Here is a 22,982-nt window from a genome sequence, read left to right as displayed (position 1 = left end):
GTCAAGCACTGTCGCCGTGGTCAGCGGCCGAACCGGGCAGCGTCGCCTCGTCGAGCAGCAGCACCGGGATGCCGTCGCGGACCGGGTACACCCGGCCGCATTCGGTGCAGGTCAGCGCGTCGGCCTCGGCGTCGTCCGGCGTACCGGGACGCAGCGGGGCGTGATCCGGCGACGGGCACGCGAGGATCTCCAGCAGCTGTGCGTCAAGCGTGATGGCCATAGTTCCTCCATACCACGCGTCGTTGGGGTGTTGAGGGCGCCTTCCGGACACAATCCGGCGCCAGCCGGTCAGGCCCGGACAATGGCCAGCACCTCGGCGGTGAGCGCCTCGACCGCGGCCCGGTCGGCGGCCTCCACGTTGAGCCGCAGCAGCGGTTCGGTGTTGGAGGGGCGCAGGTTGAACCACGCGCCGCCGGGCAGCTGCACGGTGAGGCCGTCCAGCTCGTCGATCTGGACGCCGGACTTGCCCGCGTACGCGTCCTTCACCGCGAGCATCCGCGCGACCTGGTCGCTGACCGTCGAGTTGATCTCGCCGGACGCCGCGTAGCGCGAGAAGTCCTGGGTGAGCGCGGACAGCGGGCCGTTCTGCTCGCCGAGCGCGGCCAGCACGTGCAACGCGGCCAGCATGCCGGTGTCGGCGCGCCAGAAGTCGCGGAAGTAGTAGTGCGCGGAGTGCTCGCCGCCAAAAATCGCACCGGTGCGGGCCATCTCGGCCTTGATGAAGGAGTGCCCGACCCGCGTCCGCACCGGCTTGCCGCCGTGCTCGGACACGATCTCCGGCACGCCCTTCGACGTGATCAGGTTGTGGATGACCGTTCCGCCCGGCTCCTTGGCCAGCTCGCGCACCGCGACCAGCGCGGTGATCGCGCTCGGGGACACCGGCTCGCCGCGCTCGTCCACGACGAAGCAGCGGTCCGCGTCGCCGTCGAACGCCAGCCCGGCGTCCGCGCCGACCTCGCGCACCTTGGCCTGCAGGTCGACGATGTTGGCCGGGTCGAGCGGGTTGGCCTCGTGGTTCGGGAAGGTGCCGTCGAGCTCGAAGTACATCGGCACGACCTCGATCGGCAGCCCCTCGAAGACCGTCGGGACGGTGTGCCCGCCCATGCCGTTGCCCGCGTCGACCACGATCTTGAGCGGCCGCGAGCCGGAGAGGTCGACGAGGTTGCGCAGGTAGGCGGCGTAGTCGCTGAGGACGTCGCGCTCGGAGACGGTGCCGCGCTGGCCGTCGAAGGCGGGAACTCCCTGCTCGACGGTGTCGCGGATCTCCGCGAGGCCGGTGTCCTGCCCGACCGGCGAGGCTCCGGCGCGGCACATCTTGATGCCGTTGTACTTCGCGGGGTTGTGGCTGGCGGTGAACATCGCGCCCGGCAGGTTGAGCGAACCGGAGGCGAAGTAGAGCTGGTCGGTGCTGGCCAGGCCGATCGTCACCACGTCGAGGCCCTGGGAGGTCACCCCGTCGGCGAACGCCGCGGACAGTTCCGGCGACGAATCGCGCATGTCGTGGCCGATCACCACGGCCGGCGCCTCGGGTTTGATGAGCAGCGCGAACGCGGCCCCGAAGTCCCGGACGAGGGCAGCGTCGAGCTGTTCGCCGACCACGCCGCGAATGTCGTAGGCCTTCACGATGCCCGAAAGGTCTGGCACGCCTTCTCCCCGCCGCTAGTTCCGTGGCGACGCCACTCGCGCCGCGGGCGAAAGCCTACCGGTCGGGAGGATGGCTCAGGCGCGCCCCGGGAGGACGCGCAGATGGCCGCGCCTGCCGGAGGGCCCTTCGGGCTCGGGCTGCGCGGGCGGGACGTCGGAGCGACCGGCCTCGCGCACCGCCTCGGCCAGCGCGGTCAGCTCGTCGGCGGACTGCTCCGGAGCGGCGAAGGCCCCCTCGTGGCGGACGACTTCCCAGCCCTTCGGGACGGTCAGCCGCAGCGCGTGGGCCTCGCAGAGGTCGTAGGAGTGCGGTTCGGAAGCGGTGGCCAGCGGTCCGACGACCGCGGTCGAGTCCTGGTAGGCATACGTGAGCGTGGCGACAGCGGGTTCGAGGCAACCCGTTCGCGAACATTTCCGTACGCTCCGCACGATCCGAAACGATAGCGCGTCGCCGCAAGCGAGTACCGGCGACACGCGCGTTCCCCTGGCGACCGCATAGACTTGGCCGGTGGCGACGGCTCGTGACTACCGACAACGGCAGCGGCTGCGACGGGACCGGCACGGCCGGGGCCTGCGCGGAACGCTCTATCCGGCGACCCTGCCAGCGGCCGCGAGCCGCGCGGAACGCTTCGACGCGCTGGTGCTGGACGCCCTGGAGCCCATCGAGGCCCGCTGGCGACACGAGCTGACGAAACTGGACGTAGCGGTAGACGACGTCCCCGAAGTCCGCATGGACGGCCGAGCCCCCGCAGACGGAGTGCTGCACGACGGCGCAGTGCCCCTGTCAAGGCTGGTCCCAGCCGGGGTCGACCGAGCAGGCCTGCCCACCCGCGCCCGCATCGTCCTGTACAGGCGTCCTTTGGAAGCACGCGCCAAAGACCCGTCAGAACTGGCGGACCTGGTCCACGACGTCCTGGTAGAGCAGGTCGCAGGCTACCTAGGCGTAGAACCAGACGTCATCGAAGGCGACTAACGCACCCCGCATCGAGGCCACCCACACCGCCCCCAACCCCGATCCGAAGCCTCCCTGCGGTTCGGGGGTGCTTGTCAAGGCATCTTTCCCGCCTTGACAAGCACCCCCGAACCGTCAGCACAATAAAACTTCGGGGTGGCGGGCCCCCATAGCGAGCGCAATGTCGCCGCCAGGCGACGAGCCGCTCAGTCCCGCCCCCGAGACGGAATAGCCGTCAACGCCGTAAACAACACCGCCGCCAGTTGCACCAGCAGCAACAACCCCCGCTCAGTCCCAGGAAACGTCACCGACACCTCCGAAGACTTCGCAGGCACCGACACGGCGACCTGATGCCCCCAAGCAGGCACGATCGGCACCGCTTTCCCGTCGACACTCGCCTGCCACCCAGCCTCCTGCTCAGCCGCCAGCACGAGCAACCGCCCAGTGGGCCCCTCAGAAGCCCGCACCCGCACGTCCGGCAACCGAGCAGCCACCGGCGAAATCCCGGGATTAGTCCCCGGCGCACCCCCACCGGTCACGGCCTGCTTGGCCAACTCCGGCGAGATCAGCGCCACCTCCCCGGACTTAGGCAGCAACCGCAACGTAGGCCGCCCATCCGACATAGGCGCAGCCACCGCAGCAAGATCACTGGCCGCCGCAGCAAACGCCCGAGCGTCCGTCCCCACCGGCAACACCACGTACTGCACCCCAGAAGCCGCAGCAGCCGCGAACACCCGCTTCAGCGCCGCGACATCCCCCTGCCCCAGCCCCCGCCGCCAGTCGGCCAGCCGCTCCGGCGTCCCCTTGACCGGCGCGAGCTCATCGTCCCCGAAGAGCGCCAGCCGACCACCGGTCTGCCGCACCTGCCCCGCGCTGACATCCAGCACCGAACGCCCCGTAGCCGCGACATCCGCGGCCACCTCAGGCGCAAGCTGCGGACGCGCCGCCGACGTCAACGGCCCCTCGGACCCGGTCGCGACCGCCCCGACACCCAACGCAGCCACCACCACAACCCCGGCGACCGCGAGCACCTTCGGCAACCAAACCGCAGGCACCGCCGCACCGCCCCGCTGCCAAGTAGCCAGCACCGCCCACAACAACCCGGCCCCGACCACCAGCAACGGCACCCCGGCGTACCCGGACGCGGGCGCCCCGCCCTGCATCGGCGTCAACTGCACCTGCCGCACCAGCACGACGCCGATCAGCCCCAGCACCGCCAGCGCCAACCCGCCAACGACCTGCTTCCGCGGCCGCACCACGAGCGCGACCAGCGTCGCCGCGAGCACCACCACCCCGATCGGCCACGCTCCCGGCCCACCCGGCGTAAGCCCGGCAAGATCCGTAGCGGACGCGGGCGCGGCCGGACCGCCAAGACCTTGCAGCAGCAGTTCCGGATGCCGCAGCAGCACAGTCGGCCAAGGCAGCAGCAGCACCAGCGGCAACAGCACCACGATCCCGACCGACGCCACCCGCCGAGCCAGCCCGGACGGCGCGGGCAGCACCACGAACCCGACCAGCAGACCCACCAGCGCCAGCCCGTGCGCGAGCGGCGAGAACGCCCCCAGCAACGCGACCCCGAACGCCGACAGCGCCGAGACGTGCAACCACCGCGTGCCCGGCCGGGTCAGCAACCGCACGATCCCTGCGACCACAAGCGGCAGCACGAGATGCACCACAACCACATCGAGCCGCCCCTGCGCGACCGACGCGGTCGCGGCAGGCAGCAACGCGTACGTCGCGGCAACGGCAGCACGCACCCAGCGGCGCACGGCGAGCTTGCGAGTGGCGACGTACGCACTCAGCGCGGCAAGCGGGATGTCGCCGATGAGCAGGATCGCCACGAGCGCGGCCGGACCGCCGATCGGAGCGAAGATCGCGCCGATCGTGCCGAGCACCGGCAGCGTCGCGGGAGCGGGCGCACCGGTGCCGCCCGCGACCGAATGCCACGGCGACAGGTACGTCGACCAGATCTCGCCGAGCCCGCCGACCGGAAGCAGTTGGCCGCCCCACAGGTCGAGACCGAGCCGGCCGCGGTTGAGCACCAAAGCCAGCGCGGTGAGCAGAACGACCAACACCACCGGCGGCGCGAAGACGGTCGCGGCGAGCACGCGTCGCCGGTTGACCTCCACGAACACCAGATCCGGTTCCGGCGCGGCGGGTTCCGGACGGGGCGAAGGCGACGGCTGAGCCGCGGTCTCCTCGGCCGGTTCAGTGTCCTCTTCGGACACCGGCGCTTCCGGCAGCGTGACCGCGACGACCGTGCCCGGCCGGCGCAGTCCCCGGCCGCGAGTGCTCAGCCCGCGCAGCGCACCGGCGGGCAAGGCGTCCGGACCGACCGGACGCGCGCCGGACGCGGCGAGCGCCTCCGGCGGAATCCACGCCGACTCCTGCTCGACGCTTTCCGGCACCGTCCCGAGTGCTACATCGCTCTGTACCCCGCGCCGGACGAGTCCAACCACGCCGGCGCTGATCGCGTTGCGCAGCCTCGCGATCCGGCTCGTGAAGAGCCCGCGGACAGTGCCGGGTCGCGGCTGCTCGCGCCGCCGCGCCCGGGCCGCGCGGAGATTTCCCTTGCCCCCGCACAAGTATCCGAGCGCGGCCAGTTCCGCGCCCGCTTCGGTGGTGCGCCGCAGCACGAAGAACACGAACGCGCGCAGCACCAACAGGACCGGCAGCCGGACGAGCCCGAACCAGAACGACGGGGTCGAGCAGTTCACGAGAAAGACGCGTACGCCGTGCGAACGGTTCAGCGCGGCCAGCGGACGACCGGCGGCGTCCGGGGTGCGCTGCCCGGTGGACACGGCGCGAGCGTGCCGGACGCGCGCGGAGGGCACCGACAGCACGAGCGAGCCCGCCGCGTTGGCGCGCCAGCCGAAGTCGAGATCCTCGCGCAGCAACGGGAAGTCCTCGTCGTAGCCGCCGAGCGCGTCCCAGAGTTCCCGCTGCACCAACGATCCGGCGCTCGGGACGGCGAGGACCTCGCTGGGTTCGCCGTCCGGCGCGGCCATCTGCTGGCGGTGCCCGGAGGCGTCGGTGGACAGCCCCGCCTCGACGATCAGCCGCGGATCGGTCCAGTCGGTGCCGAGCGGCCCGAGCACTTTCGCGGACGGGTTTTCCTCCGCGGCGCGCACGAGCTGGTCGAGGCAGTCGGGTTCGGGGGCGCAGTCGTCGTGCAGCACCCACAGCCACGTTCCTGGGTCGCCCCACCGTTCCACCGCGTGCGCGACGCCCGCGGCGACCGCCTCCGCGAACCCGGTTTCACTCGTCAGAGTGACAACTCCGGACAGCACCGGCTCCTCGGCGGCCGCGCCCGGTTGCGCTGCGTCGGCGAGCAGTTTCGGGGTACGGTCGGTGGATCCGGTGTCCACGGCGAGCACGTGCCGCGGACGGACTGTGCTGCGCCGCAACGCGGAAAGCGCCAGCGGCAGCCACTCTTCGCCGTCGTGACAGACCACAATGGCCAGAACGGGCAACGTCCGCACAGCGGGCGGAACGACGGTGCGAGGCAAGAACGGCTCCTGCTCGGACGGGACGATGGGTGCGGTCACCCTACGGCCTGCGCGGACCCGCAGGCACCGGCCCACGCCGCGCGTCCGGCGGATCCCACCGCGTGGACGAACCGAGCACGAGAAAAGTCCGCGAACGCCGAACCGGCGCGCTCAAGCGAGGAACCGGCACCCGATCCAGCCGCGAGATCCGCGGCACACCGGGGTTTCCGCGGCGGAAGACGAAGATCACAAAGAGAACCACGGCACAGCACCGATTTTCCGGCCGCCGTGACGGTACTTCTGCCCTCAGGCCCGCCGCTGGAGGCGGCCGCACGAATCCGGCGAATGTGCCCGGAGCCACCTCGGCGAGGACTCCCATCCCGCCGCGGGCGCGCCGGCCGCAGCACTCGCTCACCGCCGTGCCGACGGCGGGGCGCACCCCCGGTCCGCGTGGACCGGGGGAACCGAAACCCGTTTAGACAGCCCGTTTCTTCAGCTTGCGACGTTCCCGTTCGGACAGTCCGCCCCAGATGCCGAAGCGCTCGTCGTGCGCCAGCGCATACTCGAGACAGTCGTCCTTGACCTCGCAGCCAAGGCAAATCCGCTTGGCCTCGCGGGTCGAGCCGCCCTTCTCGGGGAAGAACGCCTCCGGGTCGGTCTGCGCGCACAGGGCGCGCTCCTGCCAGTCCTGCTCCTCGGGGACGTCGAAAAGGTCGGTCAGATCCCCGAGCTGCTGCTCCGGGTTCTCTCCCCAACCCACGACGTGCCCCCATTCCCTGTTGTCCGCTTCCAACCGCACGTCCGCCTCCTCGCTCCTACGCACTCCCCAGGCTGGCGGTGGTGAAACGACACCCGCTGCCCCCTCCGACAGCGAATGACATCACTGTGATTACACCTGTGTAGTGCGGCCAGGTCAAGCCGAGTAGCGAGTTCGGGGGATCTCTGTGCCCGGGTGCGCAAGGGGACACGCCGAAGACTTCACACCGGGCATACGGAAGACTGGTGGGGTGCAGAGATCAGCAGTGCGTCCGAGCCCGATCTTCCTCGGCATCCTCGCCGTCGCCGTCGCCGGTGGTTTCCTGGCTGCATACGGTGATTCCACGACTCTTCTCGGTTCCCGCGACCCGATGTTCATCGCGGGCGTCGTGCTGCTCGTCCTGGGCGGCTGGATGGCGTCGCTGACGCTCCACGAGTTCGGGCACGCCTTCGTCGCCTTCCGCGGCGGTGATCACGAGATCGCTCACAAGGGGTACCTCTCGCTGGACGTCCGGCGCTACGCCGACCCCGTCCTGTCCTTCGTGCTTCCGCTCATCTTCTTGCTGATCGGCGGCATCCCGCTGCCCGGCGGCGCGGTGTGGATCAACCGCGGCGCGCTGCGCAATCGCGCGACGGCCTCGTGGACCTCGCTGGCCGGTCCGCTCAGCAACCTCGCCGTCGGCGCCGCGCTGTGCCTGGCGACGATGCTGATCCCGATGGCGACCGGCCTCTTCTACGCGATGTCGTACCTCGCGCTGCTGCAGATGATGACCTTCCTGATCAACATCCTGCCGGTGCCGGGGCTGGACGGCTGGGGTGCGCTGGAGCCGTACCTCTCGCCGCAGGCGCGGGCGTTCGGCGCGCGGGTGCGGCCGTGGGCGCCGCTGGTGCTCTTCGCGCTGTTCTTCCTTTTCCGGCCGGTGTCGGATCTGCTCTGGACGATCGCCGGGCACATCTACGAACCTCTCGGCGGGAACGCGGCCGCGGCCTACATCGGGCAGAGGGCGTTCCTCTTCTGGCACTGACCGCTCAGGCCCACTCCCGGTGGGCCATGAGCCACGCGTGCGCGCGCTTCCAGACCTTTTTCAGTCCGGAGCGCTCGCCGAGGTAGTCGCCCGCCGCGCCGACCACCGGCAGCATCCCGAGCGCCCGGTGGAACCATCGGCCGCGCGGGCGCTTCTCGAGTTCGCCGGTGATCCCCCACAGCGACTTGCCCAGGTGCCAGAGCGTGCCGGCGACGGCTTTCGCGGTCACCTTGCCGTGTTTGCGGTGGGATTCGTCGAGTTCCTCGGTGAGCCGCGCGGTCTCACTGTCCTCAGCGGACTTCGCGGACTTGTCGTGTTTGGCACCCGACGCGAGGTCGGCGTCGATGTCGCGTTCGAACAGCACCGAGGCGATCAGCCGGACGCGGCTGCCGACGTCGGTCACGCCGTACTCCCCCGCGATCGCGCACAGCACCAGTCCCTGCGACGCCGCGCCGAGGGTGTCCTGCACCGGCAGCCGGTCGGCGAGCGCGCCGCCGAGCCCGGGGATCGAGGTCAGCAACGAGGTGAGCCTGCCGACGCGGTTGACCCACCAGCTCGCGCGCTGGTCGATGTCCATCGCCGCCCATCCCGCGGTGCCCGGCACCTTCACCGAGGTCAGGGCGCGGAGCATTTTCTTCTTCAACCCGGCGTCGACGAATTCGCCCTCGCCGCGCCGGGCGCGTGCCTGCATGCCGAACGGGTCGGCCTCGCGCAGCGCGTCGATCATCGGCGCGCAGGCCCGGACGAACGGACGCAGGATCGCCACGACCTGACGGTCCGAAATGGCCTCAGACACGGACGCCTCCCTTCGCCGCGGCCCGGCCGAGCCCGCCGCCGAGGACCAACGCGGCGGGCAGGGCGCTCGCGCCGAGCAGCAGCAGCGCGCGCCAGTCCTGGACGAGCACGACGTCGCCGCCCGGACCGAACAGGCCGACCCCGAACACGACGAGTACCCACACCAGCAGCGGCACGAACGACAGCCCCGGGCGGACGAGCTTCGCCGCGGTCAGCACGAGCCACGGCGTGGTGACCGCGCCGACCACCGCGGTGACCGGCAACGGCACCTCGCCGAGCGGGCCGACTCGCAGCGGGAGGAAGAACAGTTCGAGCAGCGCCAGCACGACCGCGTCGAACGCCAGGAGCGCCAGCATCAGCCGCTGGTCGCGAGTGAGCGGGGCGGACACCGTCACCACCCGCCGAACAGATCGGTCTCGGCGCCGGCCGCGTCGCCGTGGGCGAGCACGAAGTATTCGGCGGACGGGATCGGCTGCGCGATGCTGTTGGTCAGCGCGAAGTGGCTGACCGCGCCGTCGACCACGGTCAGCTGGGTTTCATGTGCGCGCAGTGCCGCCAGCTTGGTCTGCCGGTGCGCGGAGATGTCGACCACGGTGGTGATCTTGCCGTCCGGAGTGGACGGAAGCTCACCGTCGGCAGCCACCCGGAACGGTGATGTTCCGTCGGCGCGCAGTTCGGCGAGCCCGGCGGCGAGCGCGGCCTCGGACTGGACCACGTGGAAGACCCGCTGGACCGACGGGGCGTCCGGGGCCGCCGCCATGGTGATCTCGTGCGCCCGGATGTGGTCGGGATGGCCGTAGCCGCCGAAGGAGTCGTAGGTGACGACTACCTGCGGGGCGAAATCGTCGATGAGCTCGCGCAGCTGAGCGGTCTGCTCCGCCGCCGACCCGCCGGTGAACGCCCGCGGGTGCTCGGCGGCGGGCGTGCCCGCCATGCCCGAATCGCGCCACCGGCCGATGCCGCCGAGGTACTCGTGCCGGGCGAGACCGAGCGCGGCGGCCGCGGCGGCCATCTCCCCGGACCGGTACCCGCCGAGCTGGTCGGCCTCCGCCGCGACGAGCCGCGCCAGCCGCGGCGGGACGATTTCGCCCTCTTCGCCGAGCGTGCAGGTCACGACGCACACCTCGGCGCCTTCCGCGCCGTAGCGGGCGATGACGCCGCCGGTGGCGATGCTTTCGTCGTCCGGGTGCGCGTGGACCAGCAGCAGCTTCCGCTTCACGCCCTCAGGTTAATGACCGTCGCGTCCGCGCCCGGGAGGCCGACCCCCGGCGCGGCGCTCGAGACCGGAAATCGGCGGCGTGCACGGGAAAATGCATCCGCATCCCACCACGTCGGACCAGCGTCCCGGACCGTGGGCGTTCCCTTCCGCGGAACGTTCCGCGGTTCGGAATGCGCGGGCAAGGACGCAAGATGCTCGGAACACCCAACGAGCACCTTTCGCCGTCCGGGCCGCCGTGTCCGCGTTCGGCGACGGGCGCGTTCTTTCGCTTCACGAGATCGGACCAATTTCTTGTCACTTCGGGTTCGTCGCGGCCGCGTGACTACTCCATTAGCTGGGGTACCGCGTACGGAACGGGGCGGTTATTGTCCGCCGGACCTATCGGTCCGCTGGACTGAACTGCCACTCGAACCGGTTCCGAATTTCCGTGATCAACTACTGACCGTAGTCGATCAAGTGCGGAAACCACGGTGCAACCAGGGGGCACGAGATATCTGTTCCGCAACGATCTCACTGAGAGTGTCCGGATCGATAGGTTTGCCGTCTGTCCAATGCCTAAGTTTCACGGCTACGGTGAGCAACGCGATACCGATCGGTGCTTGCGCGTCAGGAAGAGCCGCCTCGCAAACCCGCGACGGCGTCGAGCAAGGAGAATGAATGTTAGTGACGACTAGGTCGCGCGCCGCGAAACTCGGCGCGTTCGTCGCGGGCGCGGCCCTTCTGCTCTCCGCATGCGGTGGTGGCGGAGGCGGCAACAGCGCGGTGCAGACCGGGCAGGCATTCGCCGACTGCGACAAGAACCCGAACACCTGCAACGCGGCACAGGCCGATCAGCTCCAGCAGGGCGGCGACGTCACCTACGCGATCGAGAAGAACGTCCCGAACTGGAACGTCATCTCGGCCGAGGGCAACGTCTTCGAAACCGGCGAGGTCACGAAGGGCCTGCTGCCCTACACCTTCTACGCGACCCCCGACCTCAAGCCGGTCCTGAACAAGGACTTCGTCGAGTCGGCCGAGGTCACCAGCACCAGCCCGCAGACGGTCGTCTACAAGCTGAACCCGAAGGCCGTCTGGTCGGACGGCACGGCGTTCTCCGCCGACGACTTCATCTACAACTACAAGGTCCAGAACGGCAAGGACTGCCCCGACTGCGCCGCGGCCAGCACCGCGGGCTACGACCAGGTCAAGTCCGTCACCGGCTCCGACAACGGCAAGACCGTGACGGTCGTGTTCGACAAGCCGTTCACCGACTGGAAGCTGCTCTGGAGCTCCGGCGGCGCGATGTACCCGGCGCACCTGGCCAAGCAGCACGGCGACACCAACACCCCGGCCGGCCTCGCGTCGTCCTTCAAGTGGTTCGGCACGACTGTCCCGACCTGGTCGGGCGGCCCGTGGAAGATCTCGAAGTTCGTCAACAACCAGTCGGTCACCGAGGTCCCGAACGACAAGTACTGGGGCGCGAAGCCGAAGCTGAACAGCGTCATCTTCCGCGTCATCACCGACGCGACGCAGGAGCCGACCGCACTGCAGAACAACGAAGTGCAGGTCATCTACCCGCAGCCGCAGGTCGACCTGATCAACCAGGTCAAGAACATGCCGAACATCTCCTCGTTCATCGGCCTCGGCCTGACCTGGGAGCACTTCGACTTCAACCTGAAGAACCCGGCGCTGGCCCAGAAGCCGCTGCGCCAGGCGCTGTTCACCGCGGTCAACCGCAAGGACATGATCGCCAAGACCGTCGGCCAGTTCACCAACAAGGTCGAGCCGCTCAACAACCACAACTTCGTGCCGCAGCAGACCGGCTACAAGGACACGGTGAGCGCGACCGGCCAGGGCTCCGGTGACATCGAGAAGGCCAAGAAGATCCTGACCGACGCGGGCTACAAGCTGGCCAACAACCAGCTGTCCGACCCGAGCGGCAAGCCGATCCCCGAGCTGCGCATCCGCTACACCGTCGGCAACCAGATCCGGCAGAACGAGTGCGAGCTGTTCGCGCAGACCGCGGCTCAGCTGGGCGTCAAGGTGAAGGTCCAGTCCACCGACGACCTCGGCCAGACCACCACCAGCGGCGACTACGACGTCATCGTGTTCGCGTGGGTCGCTTCGCCGTTCCCGTTCGGCGGCGCGATCCAGAACTGGGGCACCGGGCAGGGCAACAACTACGGCAAGTACAGCAGCCCGCAGGTCGACAGCCTGATGGCGCAGGCCAACGCCGAGACCGACCAGACCAAGGCGGCGGACCTGCTCAACCAGGCCGACCAGATCATGTCCGAGGACGCTTACGTGCTTCCGCTGTACCAGAAGCCGACCTTCATCGCCTCGTCGGACAAGATCGCGAACATCCGCAACAACTCGACCCTCGACGGGCCGGTGTACAACATGGCGGAGTGGGGCATCCGGAAGTGATCAACGACCGGTAGATTCCCGCAGGACAACCGGTGAAGGGCCGGCCGCAAAGCCGGCCCTTCACCGTATCCGCGAACAATTGCCCTTTTAGTTCCCGAACACCACGATTGCCCCGTTACGTCGCCAAGGCCTGCCACCACGAGCGGCGGGCGCCGGCAGAACACCGTCCAGAGCAGGAAGACCTCCATGCTTGCCTTCGCACTGCGCCGGCTTTTCGTCTCGGTGCCGATCCTCATCGTGTCGACGTTCGTCGTCTTCGTGATGGTGTCGCTTTCGGCCAACCCGTTGACCCCGCTGATCGCGAGAAACCCGCCGCCGCCCCCTCGCACCATCGAGCTCGAACGCATCCGGCTGCATCTCGACCAGCCGATTCTCGAGCGATACTGGCACTGGATCACCGGCGTGCTGCACGGTGATTTCGGGCCCTCGGTCCAGTCCACCATGAACATCGGCAGCGAGGTGTTCGGCCGGTTCGGCGTGACGCTGCGGCTGATCGTGCTCGCCATGGTGGTGGCGCTGATCCTCGCCGTGCTGATCGGCGTGATCAGCGCGTCGCGGCAGTACTCCAAGTTCGACTACACCGCGACCTTCTTCGGCTTCCTCTTCCTGTCGATGCCGTCGTTCTGGTTCGCCCTCGTGCTGAAGCAGATCGGCATCTCGATCAACACGACGGTCGGCGACCAGGTCTTCTACACCATCGGTTCCTCGTCGGTGGTCGCCGCGGGCGGGTTCTGGTCCCAGTTCGGCGACGTGCTCGGCCACCTGATCCTGCCGACGATCTCGCTCGCGCTGACCAGTTACGCGGCCTGGAGCCGCTACCAGCGCGCGTCCATGCTCGAGGTGCTCAACAGCGATTACGTCCGTCTCGCCCGGGCCAAGGGCCTGCCGCGCTGGACGGTCACGCGCAAGCACGCGCTGCGCAACGCGCTGATCCCGCTGACCACGGTGACCGCTCTCGACATCGGCTCGATCCTCGGCGGTGCCGTGGTGACCGAGACCGTGTTCCAATGGCAAGGCGCGGGCGCTTTCCTGCTGGACGCGATCAAGCGAAGCGACGTGTACGCGGTGGAAGCGTGGCTTCTCATCGCGGCCACGTTCATCATCCTGCTCAACTTGGTCGCCGATCTGCTCTACGGCCTGCTCGACCCGAGGATCCGCTATGCCTAACGACGTATTCGACACCCCGCCCACCACCCTGGGCGGTGCTCGGTTCGCTCCGGACGACCCGCAGACCCCGCAGGGCGCGCCGGAACGCGAGTTCACGGTCAAGGAGCGCAGCCAGGCGCAGCTGGTTTTCCGGCGGTTCCTGCAGCACCGGCTCGCGATGATCAGCCTCGTCGTGTTCGTGCTGATCATCCTGTTCGCCTATGTCGGAGCCGCGATCTGGAAGTACAACGCGGCCGACATCACCGACCAGAACTCGGCGCCGCCCTCGGGCGACCACCCGTTCGGCACCGACGCGGTCGGCCACGACACCCTCGCGCAGGTCATGCGCGGGACGCAGATCTCGCTGCAGATCTCGATCCTCGTCGCGATCTTCGCGACCGTCGTGGGCACCGTGTGGGGCGCGGTCGCCGGTTATTACCGCGGCTGGCTCGACACGGTCCTGATGCGCATCGCCGACCTCGTGCTCACGCTGCCGCTGCTCGCGGTGGCCGCGGTGCTCGGCCACCAGTCCGGCGGCACGTGGTGGCTGATCGCGGTCGTCATCGGCGGGCTTTACTGGGCGTATGTGTCCCGGGTGGCGCGCGGTGTCGTGCTTTCCTTGCGCGAGAAGGAGTTCGTCGAGGCGTCGAAGGCGCTCGGCGCGAGCGACAGCCGGATCATCTTCCGGCACCTGGTGCCCAACGCGCTCGGCGCGATCATCGTCAACCTGACGATCCTCGTGTCGATCGCCATCCTGCTCGAGACGGCGCTGTCGTTCCTCGGCTTCGGCGTGCAGCCGCCGGACACCTCGCTCGGGCTCCTCGTGAGCAGCGCGCAGACCGCGATCGACACGCGGCCGTGGCTGTTCTACTTCCCGGGCATTTTCATCATCCTGATCGCGCTGACGATCAACTTCATCGGGGACGGCCTGCGGGACGCGTTCGACCCCCAGCAGACGAAGGTGCGCGCATGACCGAGAACGGCTCGCAAGGACGCGGCGGCGATCCCGTCCTCGTCGTTGAGGACCTGACCGTGCAGTTCCCGACCAGCGAGGGCGTGGTCAGCGCCGTGCGCGGCGTGAACTACCAGCTTCGCCGCGGCGAAGTGCTCGGCATCGTCGGCGAATCGGGTTCCGGCAAGTCGGTCACCTCGCTCGCGGTGATGGGCCTGCTGCCGAAGACCGCGAAGGTGTCCGGCTCGATCCGGTTCGGCGGGCAGGACCTGCTGAAGTCGAACGAGAAGGAACTGAACCGGGTCCGCGGCAAGGGCATCGCGATGGTCTTCCAGGACCCGATGACCTCGCTGAACCCGGTGTACACCGTGGGCGACCAGATCGCCGAGGCGATCACCGCGCACCACGACGTGCGCAAGGACGTCGCGAAGAAGCAGGCGATCGAACTGCTCGACCTGGTCCGCATCCCGAACCCGGCGCAGCGCGCGGACGAGTACCCGCACCAGCTGTCCGGCGGCATGCGCCAGCGCGTGGTGATCGCGATCGCGATGGCCAACAACCCGGACGTGATCATCGCGGACGAGCCGACCACCGCGCTCGACGTGACGGTGCAGGCGCAGATCCTCGAGGCGCTGCAGGCCGCGCAGAAGGAAACCGGCGCGGCGATGGTGCTGATCACGCACGACCTCGGCGTGATCGCGGGGCAGGCGGACCGGGTGCACGTGATGTACGCGGGCAAGGTCGTCGAGTCCGGCACGGTCGACGACATTTTCTACAACCCGCGGATGCCGTACACGCTGGGCCTGCTCGGCAGCCTGCCGCGGCTGGACGTGAAGACCGACCGGCTCACGCCGATCACCGGTTCGCCGCCCGCCACGCAGAACATGCCGCCGGGCTGCCCGTTCAGCCCGCGCTGCCCGCTGTCGCAGCCGATTTGCGACGAGGAGGAGCCCGCGCTCGTGGCGGGACCCAACGGCCAGCACGCGGCCTGCCACTTCACCGAGCAGGTCGTCGGGAAGGACCCGGCCGAGCTGTTCAGCGCCACCTCGGCCGACGCGGCAGCCGTCCCGGTCGCCGTGGAGGCCGCCGCGACCGACACGGAGACGAACCGATGAGCGAGGCCACGACTGGGCAGGCGCCCGTCCTCTCCGCGCAGAACCTGGTCAAGCACTTCCCCATCCGCGGCGGCGGCCTGATCCGCCGCGTCTCGGGGGCCGTGCAGGCGGTGTCGGACGTGTCGTTCGACATCTACCCGCACGAGACGCTCGCGCTCGTCGGCGAATCCGGCTGCGGCAAGTCGACCACCGCCCGGGTGGCGCTGGCACTGCAGCCGCTCACCAGCGGCAAGGTGACCTACGAGGGCAAAGACCTCGCGACGATGGGCAAGCGCGAACTGCAGCGGCTGCGGCGCAGCATGCAGATCGTGTTCCAGGACCCGTACGCCTCGGTCGACCCGCGGCTGCCGGTGAACGAGATCATCGCCGAACCGCTGCGCATCCACGGGCTGTACGAAAAGGGCGGCAAGCAGCAGGTCCGCGACCTGATGAAGACCGTCGGCCTGCGCCCGGAGCACGGCAACCGGTTCCCGCACGAGTTCTCCGGCGGCCAGCGGCAGCGCATCGGCATCGCCCGCGCGCTCGCGTTGAAGCCGAAGGTGCTGGTGCTGGACGAGCCGGTGTCCGCACTGGACGTCTCGATCCAGGCCGGCGTGCTGAACCTGCTGAAGGACCTGCAGGCGGAACTCGGCTTGTCGTACCTGTTCGTGTCCCACGACCTCTCGGTGGTGCGGCACGTGGCGGACCGGATCGCGGTGATGTACCTCGGCAAGATCGTCGAGACCGCGCCGTCGGAGGAGCTGTTCCAGACCCCGGCGCACCCGTACACGCAGGCGCTGATCTCGGCGATCCCGGTGCCGGACCCGCGCAAGGAGCGGACCCGGCAGCGGATCGTGATCACCGGCGACGTGCCCAGCCCGGCCAACCCGCCGTCGGGCTGCCGGTTCCGCACCCGGTGCCCGAAGTTCGCGAACCAGCTGGACGACGCCGGACGCGAGAAGTGCAAGACGGAGGAGCCCGCTTTGGTGGACCGGGGGCACGCGCACCCGGTGGCTTGCCACTTCGCGGAGAGTCTGCAGTTGATCTGACGCAGCATGTGGGAAGGGGCCTCGCACTTAACGGTGCGGGGCCCCTTTTGCATGACCGGCCGAGCCCGGGGGGGTGTGGCGCGCGACCTCGTTAGGGCGATGCGCAGCGTCGGCCGCGCGGTATGGCTTCCTCGCTCCCGCTGACGTCCGTGAGGGCCACCCTGAGGGAATCTGATTCCCTCAGGGTGGCCCTCACGGACGTTCGCACCGGGCCGAGCGCGGTCCTCAAGCAGCGACTTCGCGCGAGGGTTCCGCCCGCCGCTGCGGGCTGGCGTGCGATGACGAGGTCCGTGAAGGACGTCAGGAGGAGAGGCGAAGCAGCGCGTACCGGATCAGGTCGCCCCGCGGGTCCAGTTCACCGCCGAGCCGAAGGGCCCCTGCATCGGCGGACCAGGTGTCAGTCCGGAAATCCCCTTGCCCACCGCCAAAGTCTCGGCTTCCTGGAACAGCGGGATCACGACGTTTTGGGACCACAGCTGCGGTTCCAGCGTCTTGAGCGAGTCGGCGAGCGTCGCCGAACCAGTCAGAGCGGAGTCGATCGTCGCCTGCAAGCTCTGGTCGCACATTCCCGCGGGATTCGCCGGGATCACGGGCTTCGTCTTGTCCACCGGCGCGGGTTCGGGGGCGCAGCCGTAGCTGGAGGCCAGTACCGTCGCCGGGTCGCCGCCGACGGGTTGGCCCACGACGGCGATGTCGACGCCGACGGTGCTGTTCGAGTCCGGGCTCGCCTGCTGTTTCCCGTTCACCACCGGCATTGCCAGCAGCGACGAATACAGATCACGCGGCTGCGGTTTGATCTGGTTGACCTCGATGCCGCCCGCGACCAGCTCCGACGCCAGTTCCTTCGCGATCGACGCGTACGGTTCCTGTTCGCCGGGCGACGCCAGGACGATCGACAGCGTCTTGTTTCCCTTGCGCCACACGCCGGCTTCCTTCTTGTACCCGGCGGCGGTGAAGTACTGCTCGGCCTTGGTCGCGTCCGGTGCGGCGGGCGGGCCGGCCGGAATGGTGGGGGCGTATCCCTTCGCTGAAGGCGGGAGTACCTGGGCGTCCGCTTTGAGCGTCGCGGACGGGCCGCCCTTCGCGCCGGTCGTGATCAGCTTTCCGCGGTCCAGCAGCGCGGCGATGCCCGCGCGGACTTGGGGGTCGGACAGCGTCGCGCTCACCGGGCGCAGCAGCACCGACGCGGTCAGCGGACGCGGCACCGTGTGCAGTTTGACCGCCGAGCCCAGGTCGTTCAGCAGCTGCAGGCCGGTGGAATCGGTGCGAGTCAAGGAGAACTGGTCGTTGCCGCTGCGCAGCGCGGTCGCGATGCCGGACGCGTCGGAGCGGCGCAGGATCAGCGTGTCGACCGCGGCCGGCTTTTCCCAGTACCGGTCGTTGCGCTGGAGGGTCGCTTCGCCGCGAGCGGTGTCGATCGTTTTGATCGCGAACGGTCCGGCTACCGCGGGGAAGCTCGTCGCGAGGGCGTTCGTCCAGCCGCCGGGAGAGTCCTTGAGCAGGTGTTGCGGCAGCAGGTTGTCGAACAGCGTCTGCCAGGCCGGATACGGCTTGCTGAAGGTGACCTCGACGCCCTTGCCGCCGTCGCGGGATTCGATGTCCGAGATCAGCCGGTACCCGGCCGGGTCGATCACGCCGGGGTTCGTCTTCATCGCGTTGGCGAGATAGATGAAGTCCTCGGTGGCGATCGGGGCGCCGTCGGACCACGAGGCGTCCGGGCGGATCACGTACTTGACCGTGAACGGCACCTGCGAGACGACCTCGGCGGAGACCATCAGCGTCTTGTCGAGCGTGCGCGTGCCGTCGTCGGACTGGCGGAACACCGAGGGCAGCAGCAGCTGCGACAGCGCGGTGGTGATCGTCGACGAGTCCGCGATGCTGTGCGGGTTGTAGCCGCCGACCACGTCGTCCACGCCGACCACGATCTGCGACAACGACGCCGCGCTGGTCGTGCTCGACGGCGGGGCCGACGTGACCACCGGGGGCGGCGGGGTGTTCGAACACGCGGCGAGCAGTACTCCCGCCAGCGCCAAGACCGGCGCAAGCCGGCGTCCGAATCGCACGCTCGTCCTCCTGAAAGTTCCCGCCGCGCTCCGTGGTCCGAGCGGACATGCTGCCACGCCAGGGCGGGGGCCGGCATCGAGATTCCCACATCGGCCGCCTCTCCGTGACACCGGAGTGGATACCGCCATAAGAGTGGACGCACGAACCGCTGCCGGGGTTCACGCGAAAGGGCGCCTCCCGGGAACGGGAGGCGCCCTTTTTCACCTGCGAGAGGTTCAGCTGTTGTTGTCGCGGCTCTTGGCCCGCGAGCGCTCCTTGGCGCGGGTGTTGATGTCGAGCGTGACCTTGCGGACCCGCACGACCTCCGGCGCGACCTCGACGCATTCGTCGCTCGCGCAGAACTCCAGCGCCTCTTCGAGGCTGAGCTTGCGCGGGCGGGCCAGCGTCTCCATCACGTCGGCCGAGGACTGCCGCATGTTGGTGAGCTTCTTTTCCTTGGTGATGTTGATGTCGAGGTCCTCGAAGCGCGGGTTCTCGCCCACGACCATGCCCTCGTACACCTCCGCGCCGGGCTCGACGAAGAACGTGCCGCGGTCGGCGAGCTGGATCATCGCGTACGCGGTGATCGGGCCGGACCGGTCGGCGACCAAGGAGCCGCTGTGCCGGGTGCGGATCTCGCCCGCCCACGGGAAGTAGCCCTCGAACACGTGGTTCGCGATGCCGGTGCCGCGGGTTTCGGTGAGGAAGTCGGTGCGGAAGCCGATGAGGCCGCGCGACGGGAGCACGTAGACCAGCTTGATCCGGCCGGTGCCGTTGCCGCTCATGTCCTCCATGCGGCCCTTGCGGGACGCGAGCAGCTGCGTGATCGCGCCGAGGTGCTCCTCGGGCGAGTCGATGTACAGGCGCTCGAACGGCTCGTGCAGCTTGCCGTCGATCGTGCGCAGGACCACCTGCGGCTTGCCGACGGTGAGCTCGAAGCCCTCGCGGCGCATCTGCTCGACCAGGATGGCCAGCGCCAGCTCGCCGCGGCCCTGCACCTCCCAGGTGTCCGGGCGCTCGGTCGGCAGGACGCGGATCGAGACGTTGCCGATCAGTTCCTGGTCGAGACGGGCCTTGACCAGCCGCGCGGTGACCTTGTCGCCGCCGTTGCGCCCGGCCAGCGGCGAGGTGTTGACGCCGATGGTCATCGAGATGGCGGGCTCGTCGACGGTGATCCGGGGCAGCGCGACGGGGTTCTCCGCGTCGGCGAGGGTGTCGCCGATGGTGATGTCCGGGATGCCCGCGATCGCGACCAGTTCGCCGGCGCTGGCCTCGGACGCCGGGACGCGGGTGAGCGCCTCGGTGACGAGCAGCTCGGAGATCCGGACGTTCTGCACGGTGCCGTCCTCGCGCATCCAGGCCACGGTCTGGCCCTTGCGGAGCTTGCCGGCGTGGATGCGGATCAGCGCGATGCGGCCGAGGAAGTTCGACGCGTCGAGGTTGGTGACCAGCGCCTGCAGCGGGGCGTCCAGGTCCGCGGCCGGGGCCGGGACGTGCTGGAGCAGGGTCTCGAACAGCGGGTCGAGGTTTTCGCTGTCGGGGAGGCCGCCGTCCTCGGGCTGTTCGAGCGACGCCTTGCCGGCGCGCGCGGAGGCGTAGACGACCGGGAGGTCGAGGATCGCGTCGAGGTCGGCGTCCTCGATGTCGCCGGCCAGGTCGAGCAGCAGGTCGTGGGTCTCCTCGACGACCTCGGAGATCCGCGCGTCCGGCCGGTCGACCTTGTTGACCAGCAGGATCACCGGCAGCTTCGCCTCGAGCGTCTTGCGCAGCACGAAGCGGGTCTGCGGGAGCGGGCCCTCGCTCGCGTCGACCAGCAGCACGACGCCGTCGACCATGGAGAGGCCGCGCTCGACCTCGCCGCCGAAGTCGGCGTGGCCCGGGGTGTCGATCACGTTGATGGTGACCGTGCCCTCGGGGGTCTGGCGGTGGATCGAGGTGTTCTTCGCGAGAATGGTGATGCCCTTTTCCCGCTCGAGCTCACCGGAGTCCATCACGCGGTCGACCAGCTCGGCGCGTTCGGCGAAGGCGCCGGACTGGCGGAGCATGGCGTCGACCAGGGTCGTCTTGCCGTGGTCGACGTGGGCGACGATCGCGACGTTGCGCAGGTCGGGCCGGGTCTTGCCGGACGCGCGGCCGGTTTCGACCGCGGTGGCGCTGGCTGCGGGCACGCGAAGACTCCTGAACTTCGAAGAATAAAGGCGGGTGGCACCGCGCGGCGGACGGGATGACGGGCACCGGACACAGCGACCGGCTCTCGCTGACCGGCTTTGGCCACACGCGGACTTCAACCAGGATACCTGTTGGGTTGGTGTGAGGAGCGCCACGCCCTATGATCGGTTAGGCTCACCTAATCTGATGGGTGTTCTTGACGACCGGTTTGAGGAGTGCGCGGTGGGGAAAAAAGGCGCGGACGATCCTCGGGCTGTGGTGCGGAAGTTGATGAAGGCCGGGAAGGTCAAGAAGAAGTGCTGCCGGTCTAAGGATCGGTGTAAGAAGTGTCCGGTTTTGGCGTTGAAGAAGGCTAAGAAGCAGGTGGCTAAGGCTGCTTGATCCCCGTTCGTCTTCGGCTCGTCGCCTGGCGGCGACATTGCTTTTGGGGAGTGCGGTGGGGCACCCCGAAGCTTGATTGTGCTGACGGTCTGGGGTGGCTTGTCAAGGCGGGAAAGATGCCTTGACAAGCCACCCCAGACCGCAGGAGAGCTTCGTATCGGGGTGCGGGGGTGGTGTGGGTGCACCGACAGTTGAGTGCATCGGTGGCGGTTTCTTTCGCGGCGGGGCTAGCGCCCCAATGTGGCATTGGGTGCATGCGACGCACCCAATGTGGCGTTCGGTGCGTGGGACGCACCCAATGCCGCATTGGGGCGGCATCCTGAGCGGGCGCGGGGCGGGCGAGCGGGTCGTGAGGGGAACCCTCACGGAATCAGATTCCCTCAGGGTGGCCCTCACGGAATTCGCTAGTTCTTGTCCAAGAGTTCGTTCACCAGGTTCAGCTCGGGGGCCGTCCTGGTGGGCTGGAAGTGGATGATTTCGTAGGTGGCCAGCTGGCCGATCGCGAAGGGGTCGGTGGCCAGGATCGCGTCCAGCTGTGCGCGTTCCATGGGGCGGGTGATCAGCACGCCGCCGGTGCGGGGGCGTTGGCCTCCGGAGGCCAGGAAGTGGCCGTCTTCGTACTGCTTCGTGAGCCACTCGTTGTGCGCTGGCAGGGCGCGGTCGATTTCCTCTAGCGGAACGATGTACGTGAGCACGACGACGAACATGGTTCGAACCGTAGTCCGGTGCTAGGCTCGTCGCATGCGTTTCCAGAGCACTCAGTGGTGGCCGCCCGTTGGCGGCCCTGAAGCTCTGCGCTGAAAAACCAGCGAAGGCCGCCCCGGTGGGCGGCTTTTTTTGTGCCTGCTCCCGGGGGCGAACATCCAAGGGAGAGGGAAATCCAATGGTCCAGTTGTCCGGCATCACTCCGTCCGGTCACGTTCAGCTCGGCAACCACCTCGGCGCGTTGCGGCGGTGGGCTGCGGAAGGCGGGCCGGACGATCTGTATTTCGTCTCTGACCTGCATGCGATGACTACCGCGCACAATCCGGCGAAGTTGCGGTCGTTGGCGACGGAGCAGCTTGCCGTGCTGGTGGCCGCCGGGATCGCGCCGGAGCGGGTGTTCGTGCAGTCCGATCTTGCCCGCGAGCTCGGGGCGCTGACGTGGGTGCTGGAGTGCACTTGCTCGTACGGCGAGGCGGCGCGGATGATCCAGTTCAAGGAGAAATCCAAGGGGCAGGCCGGGGTGCGGCTCAGTTTGCTGACTTATCCGGTGCTGATGGCGGCCGACATCCTGTTGCAGGGGGCGGATGAAGTGCCGGTCGGCGAGGATCAGCGGCAGCATGTCGAGTTGGCTCGCACGCTTGCCCGGCGGTTCAACTCCACCTACGGCGAGGTGTTCGTCATTCCGGAGGCGACGTTGCCGCCTGCCGGGGCTCGGGTGAAGGACCTCGCTGAGCCGACGCGGAAGATGTCCAAATCCGCGCAGGATTCCGCCGGGGTCGTGTTCGTGCTGGACGAGCCGGATCAGGTGCGGCGCAAGATTCGTAAGGCGCGCACCGACGGTGATTCGGTGCCCGTTTACGACCCGGAGAATCGGCCGGGGATCTCGAACCTGCTCGAGATCCTGGCTGCGTGCGGGGGCGGTGATCCGGCCGAGCTGGCCGAGAAGTATCCGTCGTACGGCGTGCTCAAGGACGCGGTCGCGGACGCGGTGATCGAGGAGTTGCGTCCGGTGCGGGAGGGCACGCGCGCGTTGCTGGACGACGTCGCCGAGCTGGAGCGGGTGCGCAAGGCGGGGGCGGAGCGGGCGATCGATCGCAGTTCGCACCGGGTGTCGGCGGCGCTGCGGATGGTCGGGGCTGCTTGAAGGGCCTCGTGAGT

The 22,982-nt window shown here is 69.0% G+C and carries 20 protein-coding genes; 9 read left to right on the top strand and 11 right to left on the bottom strand.

The genetic code is table 11. From position 1 onward, the window contains the following. Nucleotide 1: 1 nt before the first annotated feature. From FKO37_RS10210 to FKO37_RS10200, 3 genes are all read right to left on the bottom strand, one after another. On the bottom strand, nt 2–220 hold the full coding sequence (locus tag FKO37_RS10210) for a Trm112 family protein (protein WP_037816616.1): 219 nt from the start codon (nt 218–220) through the stop codon (nt 2–4). A gap of 68 nt (nt 221–288) precedes the next feature. Beyond that, on the bottom strand, nt 289–1,644 hold the full coding sequence (locus FKO37_RS10205) for a phosphomannomutase/phosphoglucomutase (protein ID WP_037816618.1): 1,356 nt from the start codon (nt 1,642–1,644) through the stop codon (nt 289–291). Between the two features lie 75 nt (nt 1,645–1,719). Then, complete coding sequence (locus tag FKO37_RS10200; RefSeq protein ID WP_037718335.1) at nt 1,720–2,073, bottom strand: DUF3499 domain-containing protein; 354 nt, start codon at nt 2,071–2,073, stop codon at nt 1,720–1,722. Between the two features lie 79 nt (nt 2,074–2,152). Here FKO37_RS10200 and FKO37_RS10195 point away from each other — a divergent pair, with 79 nt between their 5' ends. After that, nucleotides 2,153–2,617 carry a metallopeptidase family protein gene (locus tag FKO37_RS10195; RefSeq protein ID WP_037816621.1) on the top strand — a complete coding sequence of 155 codons (465 nt, stop codon included), beginning with the start codon at nt 2,153–2,155 and terminating at the stop codon, nt 2,615–2,617. Nucleotides 2,618–2,802: 185 nt separating this feature from the next. On the opposite strand, the gene FKO37_RS10190 is transcribed toward FKO37_RS10195, so the two are convergent. Together FKO37_RS10190 and FKO37_RS10185 are read right to left on the bottom strand one after the other, a co-directional pair. Beyond that, nucleotides 2,803–6,105, bottom strand: coding sequence for a glycosyltransferase family 2 protein (locus tag FKO37_RS10190; protein ID WP_238608248.1), 3,303 nt, complete (start codon nt 6,103–6,105; stop codon nt 2,803–2,805). Between the two features lie 454 nt (nt 6,106–6,559). Further along, entirely contained in the window at nt 6,560–6,883 is a 324-nt protein-coding gene (locus tag FKO37_RS10185; RefSeq protein ID WP_037355639.1) for a WhiB family transcriptional regulator, read from the bottom strand. Nucleotides 6,884–7,106: 223 nt separating this feature from the next. Between FKO37_RS10185 and FKO37_RS10180 the strand changes: the two genes are divergently transcribed. Next, entirely contained in the window at nt 7,107–7,865 is a 759-nt protein-coding gene (locus FKO37_RS10180; protein ID WP_037816623.1) for a site-2 protease family protein, read from the top strand. 4 nt (nt 7,866–7,869) lie between these two features. On the opposite strand, the gene FKO37_RS10175 is transcribed toward FKO37_RS10180, so the two are convergent. From FKO37_RS10175 to mshB, 3 genes are read right to left on the bottom strand one after another with little or no spacing between them, the layout of a single operon-like run. Further along, nucleotides 7,870–8,661, bottom strand: coding sequence for a hypothetical protein (locus FKO37_RS10175; RefSeq protein ID WP_037816624.1), 792 nt, complete (start codon nt 8,659–8,661; stop codon nt 7,870–7,872). Beyond that, nucleotides 8,654–9,055, bottom strand: a complete 402-nt coding sequence (locus FKO37_RS10170; protein WP_037816862.1) for a hypothetical protein — start codon at nt 9,053–9,055, stop codon at nt 8,654–8,656. The genes FKO37_RS10175 and FKO37_RS10170 overlap by 8 nt, the downstream gene beginning before the upstream one ends. Continuing rightward, complete coding sequence (gene mshB, locus FKO37_RS10165; protein ID WP_238604325.1) at nt 9,052–9,879, bottom strand: N-acetyl-1-D-myo-inositol-2-amino-2-deoxy-alpha-D-glucopyranoside deacetylase; 828 nt, start codon at nt 9,877–9,879, stop codon at nt 9,052–9,054. The genes FKO37_RS10170 and mshB overlap by 4 nt, the downstream gene beginning before the upstream one ends. A 657-nt stretch (nt 9,880–10,536) precedes the next feature. Between mshB and FKO37_RS10160 the strand changes: the two genes are divergently transcribed. From FKO37_RS10160 to FKO37_RS10140, 5 genes are all read left to right on the top strand, one after another. Beyond that, nucleotides 10,537–12,285, top strand: a complete 1,749-nt coding sequence (locus FKO37_RS10160; RefSeq protein WP_238604324.1) for an ABC transporter family substrate-binding protein — start codon at nt 10,537–10,539, stop codon at nt 12,283–12,285. A gap of 186 nt (nt 12,286–12,471) precedes the next feature. Further along, entirely contained in the window at nt 12,472–13,452 is a 981-nt protein-coding gene (locus FKO37_RS10155) for an ABC transporter permease (protein WP_037816627.1), read from the top strand. Continuing rightward, complete coding sequence (locus FKO37_RS10150; protein ID WP_037816628.1) at nt 13,445–14,404, top strand: ABC transporter permease; 960 nt, start codon at nt 13,445–13,447, stop codon at nt 14,402–14,404. Before FKO37_RS10155 ends, FKO37_RS10150 begins: the two co-directional genes overlap by 8 nt. Continuing rightward, on the top strand, nt 14,401–15,498 hold the full coding sequence (locus tag FKO37_RS10145; RefSeq protein ID WP_037816629.1) for an ABC transporter ATP-binding protein: 1,098 nt from the start codon (nt 14,401–14,403) through the stop codon (nt 15,496–15,498). The genes FKO37_RS10150 and FKO37_RS10145 overlap by 4 nt, the downstream gene beginning before the upstream one ends. Beyond that, entirely contained in the window at nt 15,495–16,526 is a 1,032-nt protein-coding gene (locus tag FKO37_RS10140) for an ABC transporter ATP-binding protein (protein ID WP_037816630.1), read from the top strand. Before FKO37_RS10145 ends, FKO37_RS10140 begins: the two co-directional genes overlap by 4 nt. Nucleotides 16,527–16,858: 332 nt before the next feature. On the opposite strand, the gene FKO37_RS10135 is transcribed toward FKO37_RS10140, so the two are convergent. After that, on the bottom strand, nt 16,859–18,589 hold the full coding sequence (locus FKO37_RS10135) for an ABC transporter family substrate-binding protein (RefSeq protein WP_238604323.1): 1,731 nt from the start codon (nt 18,587–18,589) through the stop codon (nt 16,859–16,861). Nucleotides 18,590–18,805: 216 nt separating this feature from the next. Further along, complete coding sequence (typA, locus tag FKO37_RS10130; protein ID WP_037816632.1) at nt 18,806–20,737, bottom strand: translational GTPase TypA; 1,932 nt, start codon at nt 20,735–20,737, stop codon at nt 18,806–18,808. Nucleotides 20,738–20,924: 187 nt separating this feature from the next. On the opposite strand from typA, the gene FKO37_RS10125 reads away from it, so the two are divergent. Continuing rightward, nucleotides 20,925–21,119 (top strand): hypothetical protein, encoded by a 195-nt coding sequence (locus tag FKO37_RS10125; RefSeq protein ID WP_238604322.1) that lies wholly within the window; start codon nt 20,925–20,927, stop codon nt 21,117–21,119. A gap of 404 nt (nt 21,120–21,523) precedes the next feature. Here FKO37_RS10125 and FKO37_RS10120 read toward each other — a convergent pair whose 3' ends face one another. Next, entirely contained in the window at nt 21,524–21,826 is a 303-nt protein-coding gene (locus FKO37_RS10120; RefSeq protein WP_043828161.1) for a YciI family protein, read from the bottom strand. 176 nt (nt 21,827–22,002) lie between these two features. Between FKO37_RS10120 and trpS the strand changes: the two genes are divergently transcribed. Continuing rightward, complete coding sequence (gene trpS / locus FKO37_RS10115; protein WP_037816636.1) at nt 22,003–22,968, top strand: tryptophan--tRNA ligase; 966 nt, start codon at nt 22,003–22,005, stop codon at nt 22,966–22,968. The last annotated feature ends 14 nt before the right edge of the window (nt 22,969–22,982 follow it).

This window comes from Amycolatopsis sp. Poz14, assembly GCF_006704225.1.
Taxonomy (GTDB): domain Bacteria; phylum Actinomycetota; class Actinomycetes; order Mycobacteriales; family Pseudonocardiaceae; genus Amycolatopsis; species Amycolatopsis nivea.
Note: the sequence above shows the minus strand (reverse complement) of the source record. Positions and strands in the feature narration are given on the sequence as shown.

Excerpts from the sequence above, each read along its gene's own strand:
- FKO37_RS10210 (WP_037816616.1), bottom strand. The coding sequence starts at position 220 with ATGGCCATCACGCTTGACGCACAGCTGCTGGAGATCCTCGCGTGCCCG.
- FKO37_RS10160 (WP_238604324.1), top strand. The coding sequence starts at position 10,537 with ATGTTAGTGACGACTAGGTCGCGCGCCGCGAAACTCGGCGCGTTCGTC.
- FKO37_RS10155 (WP_037816627.1), top strand. The coding sequence starts at position 12,472 with ATGCTTGCCTTCGCACTGCGCCGGCTTTTCGTCTCGGTGCCGATCCTC.
- FKO37_RS10150 (WP_037816628.1), top strand. The coding sequence starts at position 13,445 with ATGCCTAACGACGTATTCGACACCCCGCCCACCACCCTGGGCGGTGCT.
- FKO37_RS10145 (WP_037816629.1), top strand. The coding sequence starts at position 14,401 with ATGACCGAGAACGGCTCGCAAGGACGCGGCGGCGATCCCGTCCTCGTC.
- FKO37_RS10140 (WP_037816630.1), top strand. The coding sequence starts at position 15,495 with ATGAGCGAGGCCACGACTGGGCAGGCGCCCGTCCTCTCCGCGCAGAAC.
- FKO37_RS10125 (WP_238604322.1), top strand. The coding sequence starts at position 20,925 with ATGGGTGTTCTTGACGACCGGTTTGAGGAGTGCGCGGTGGGGAAAAAA.
- FKO37_RS10120 (WP_043828161.1), bottom strand. The coding sequence starts at position 21,826 with ATGTTCGTCGTCGTGCTCACGTACATCGTTCCGCTAGAGGAAATCGAC.
- trpS (WP_037816636.1), top strand. The coding sequence starts at position 22,003 with ATGGTCCAGTTGTCCGGCATCACTCCGTCCGGTCACGTTCAGCTCGGC.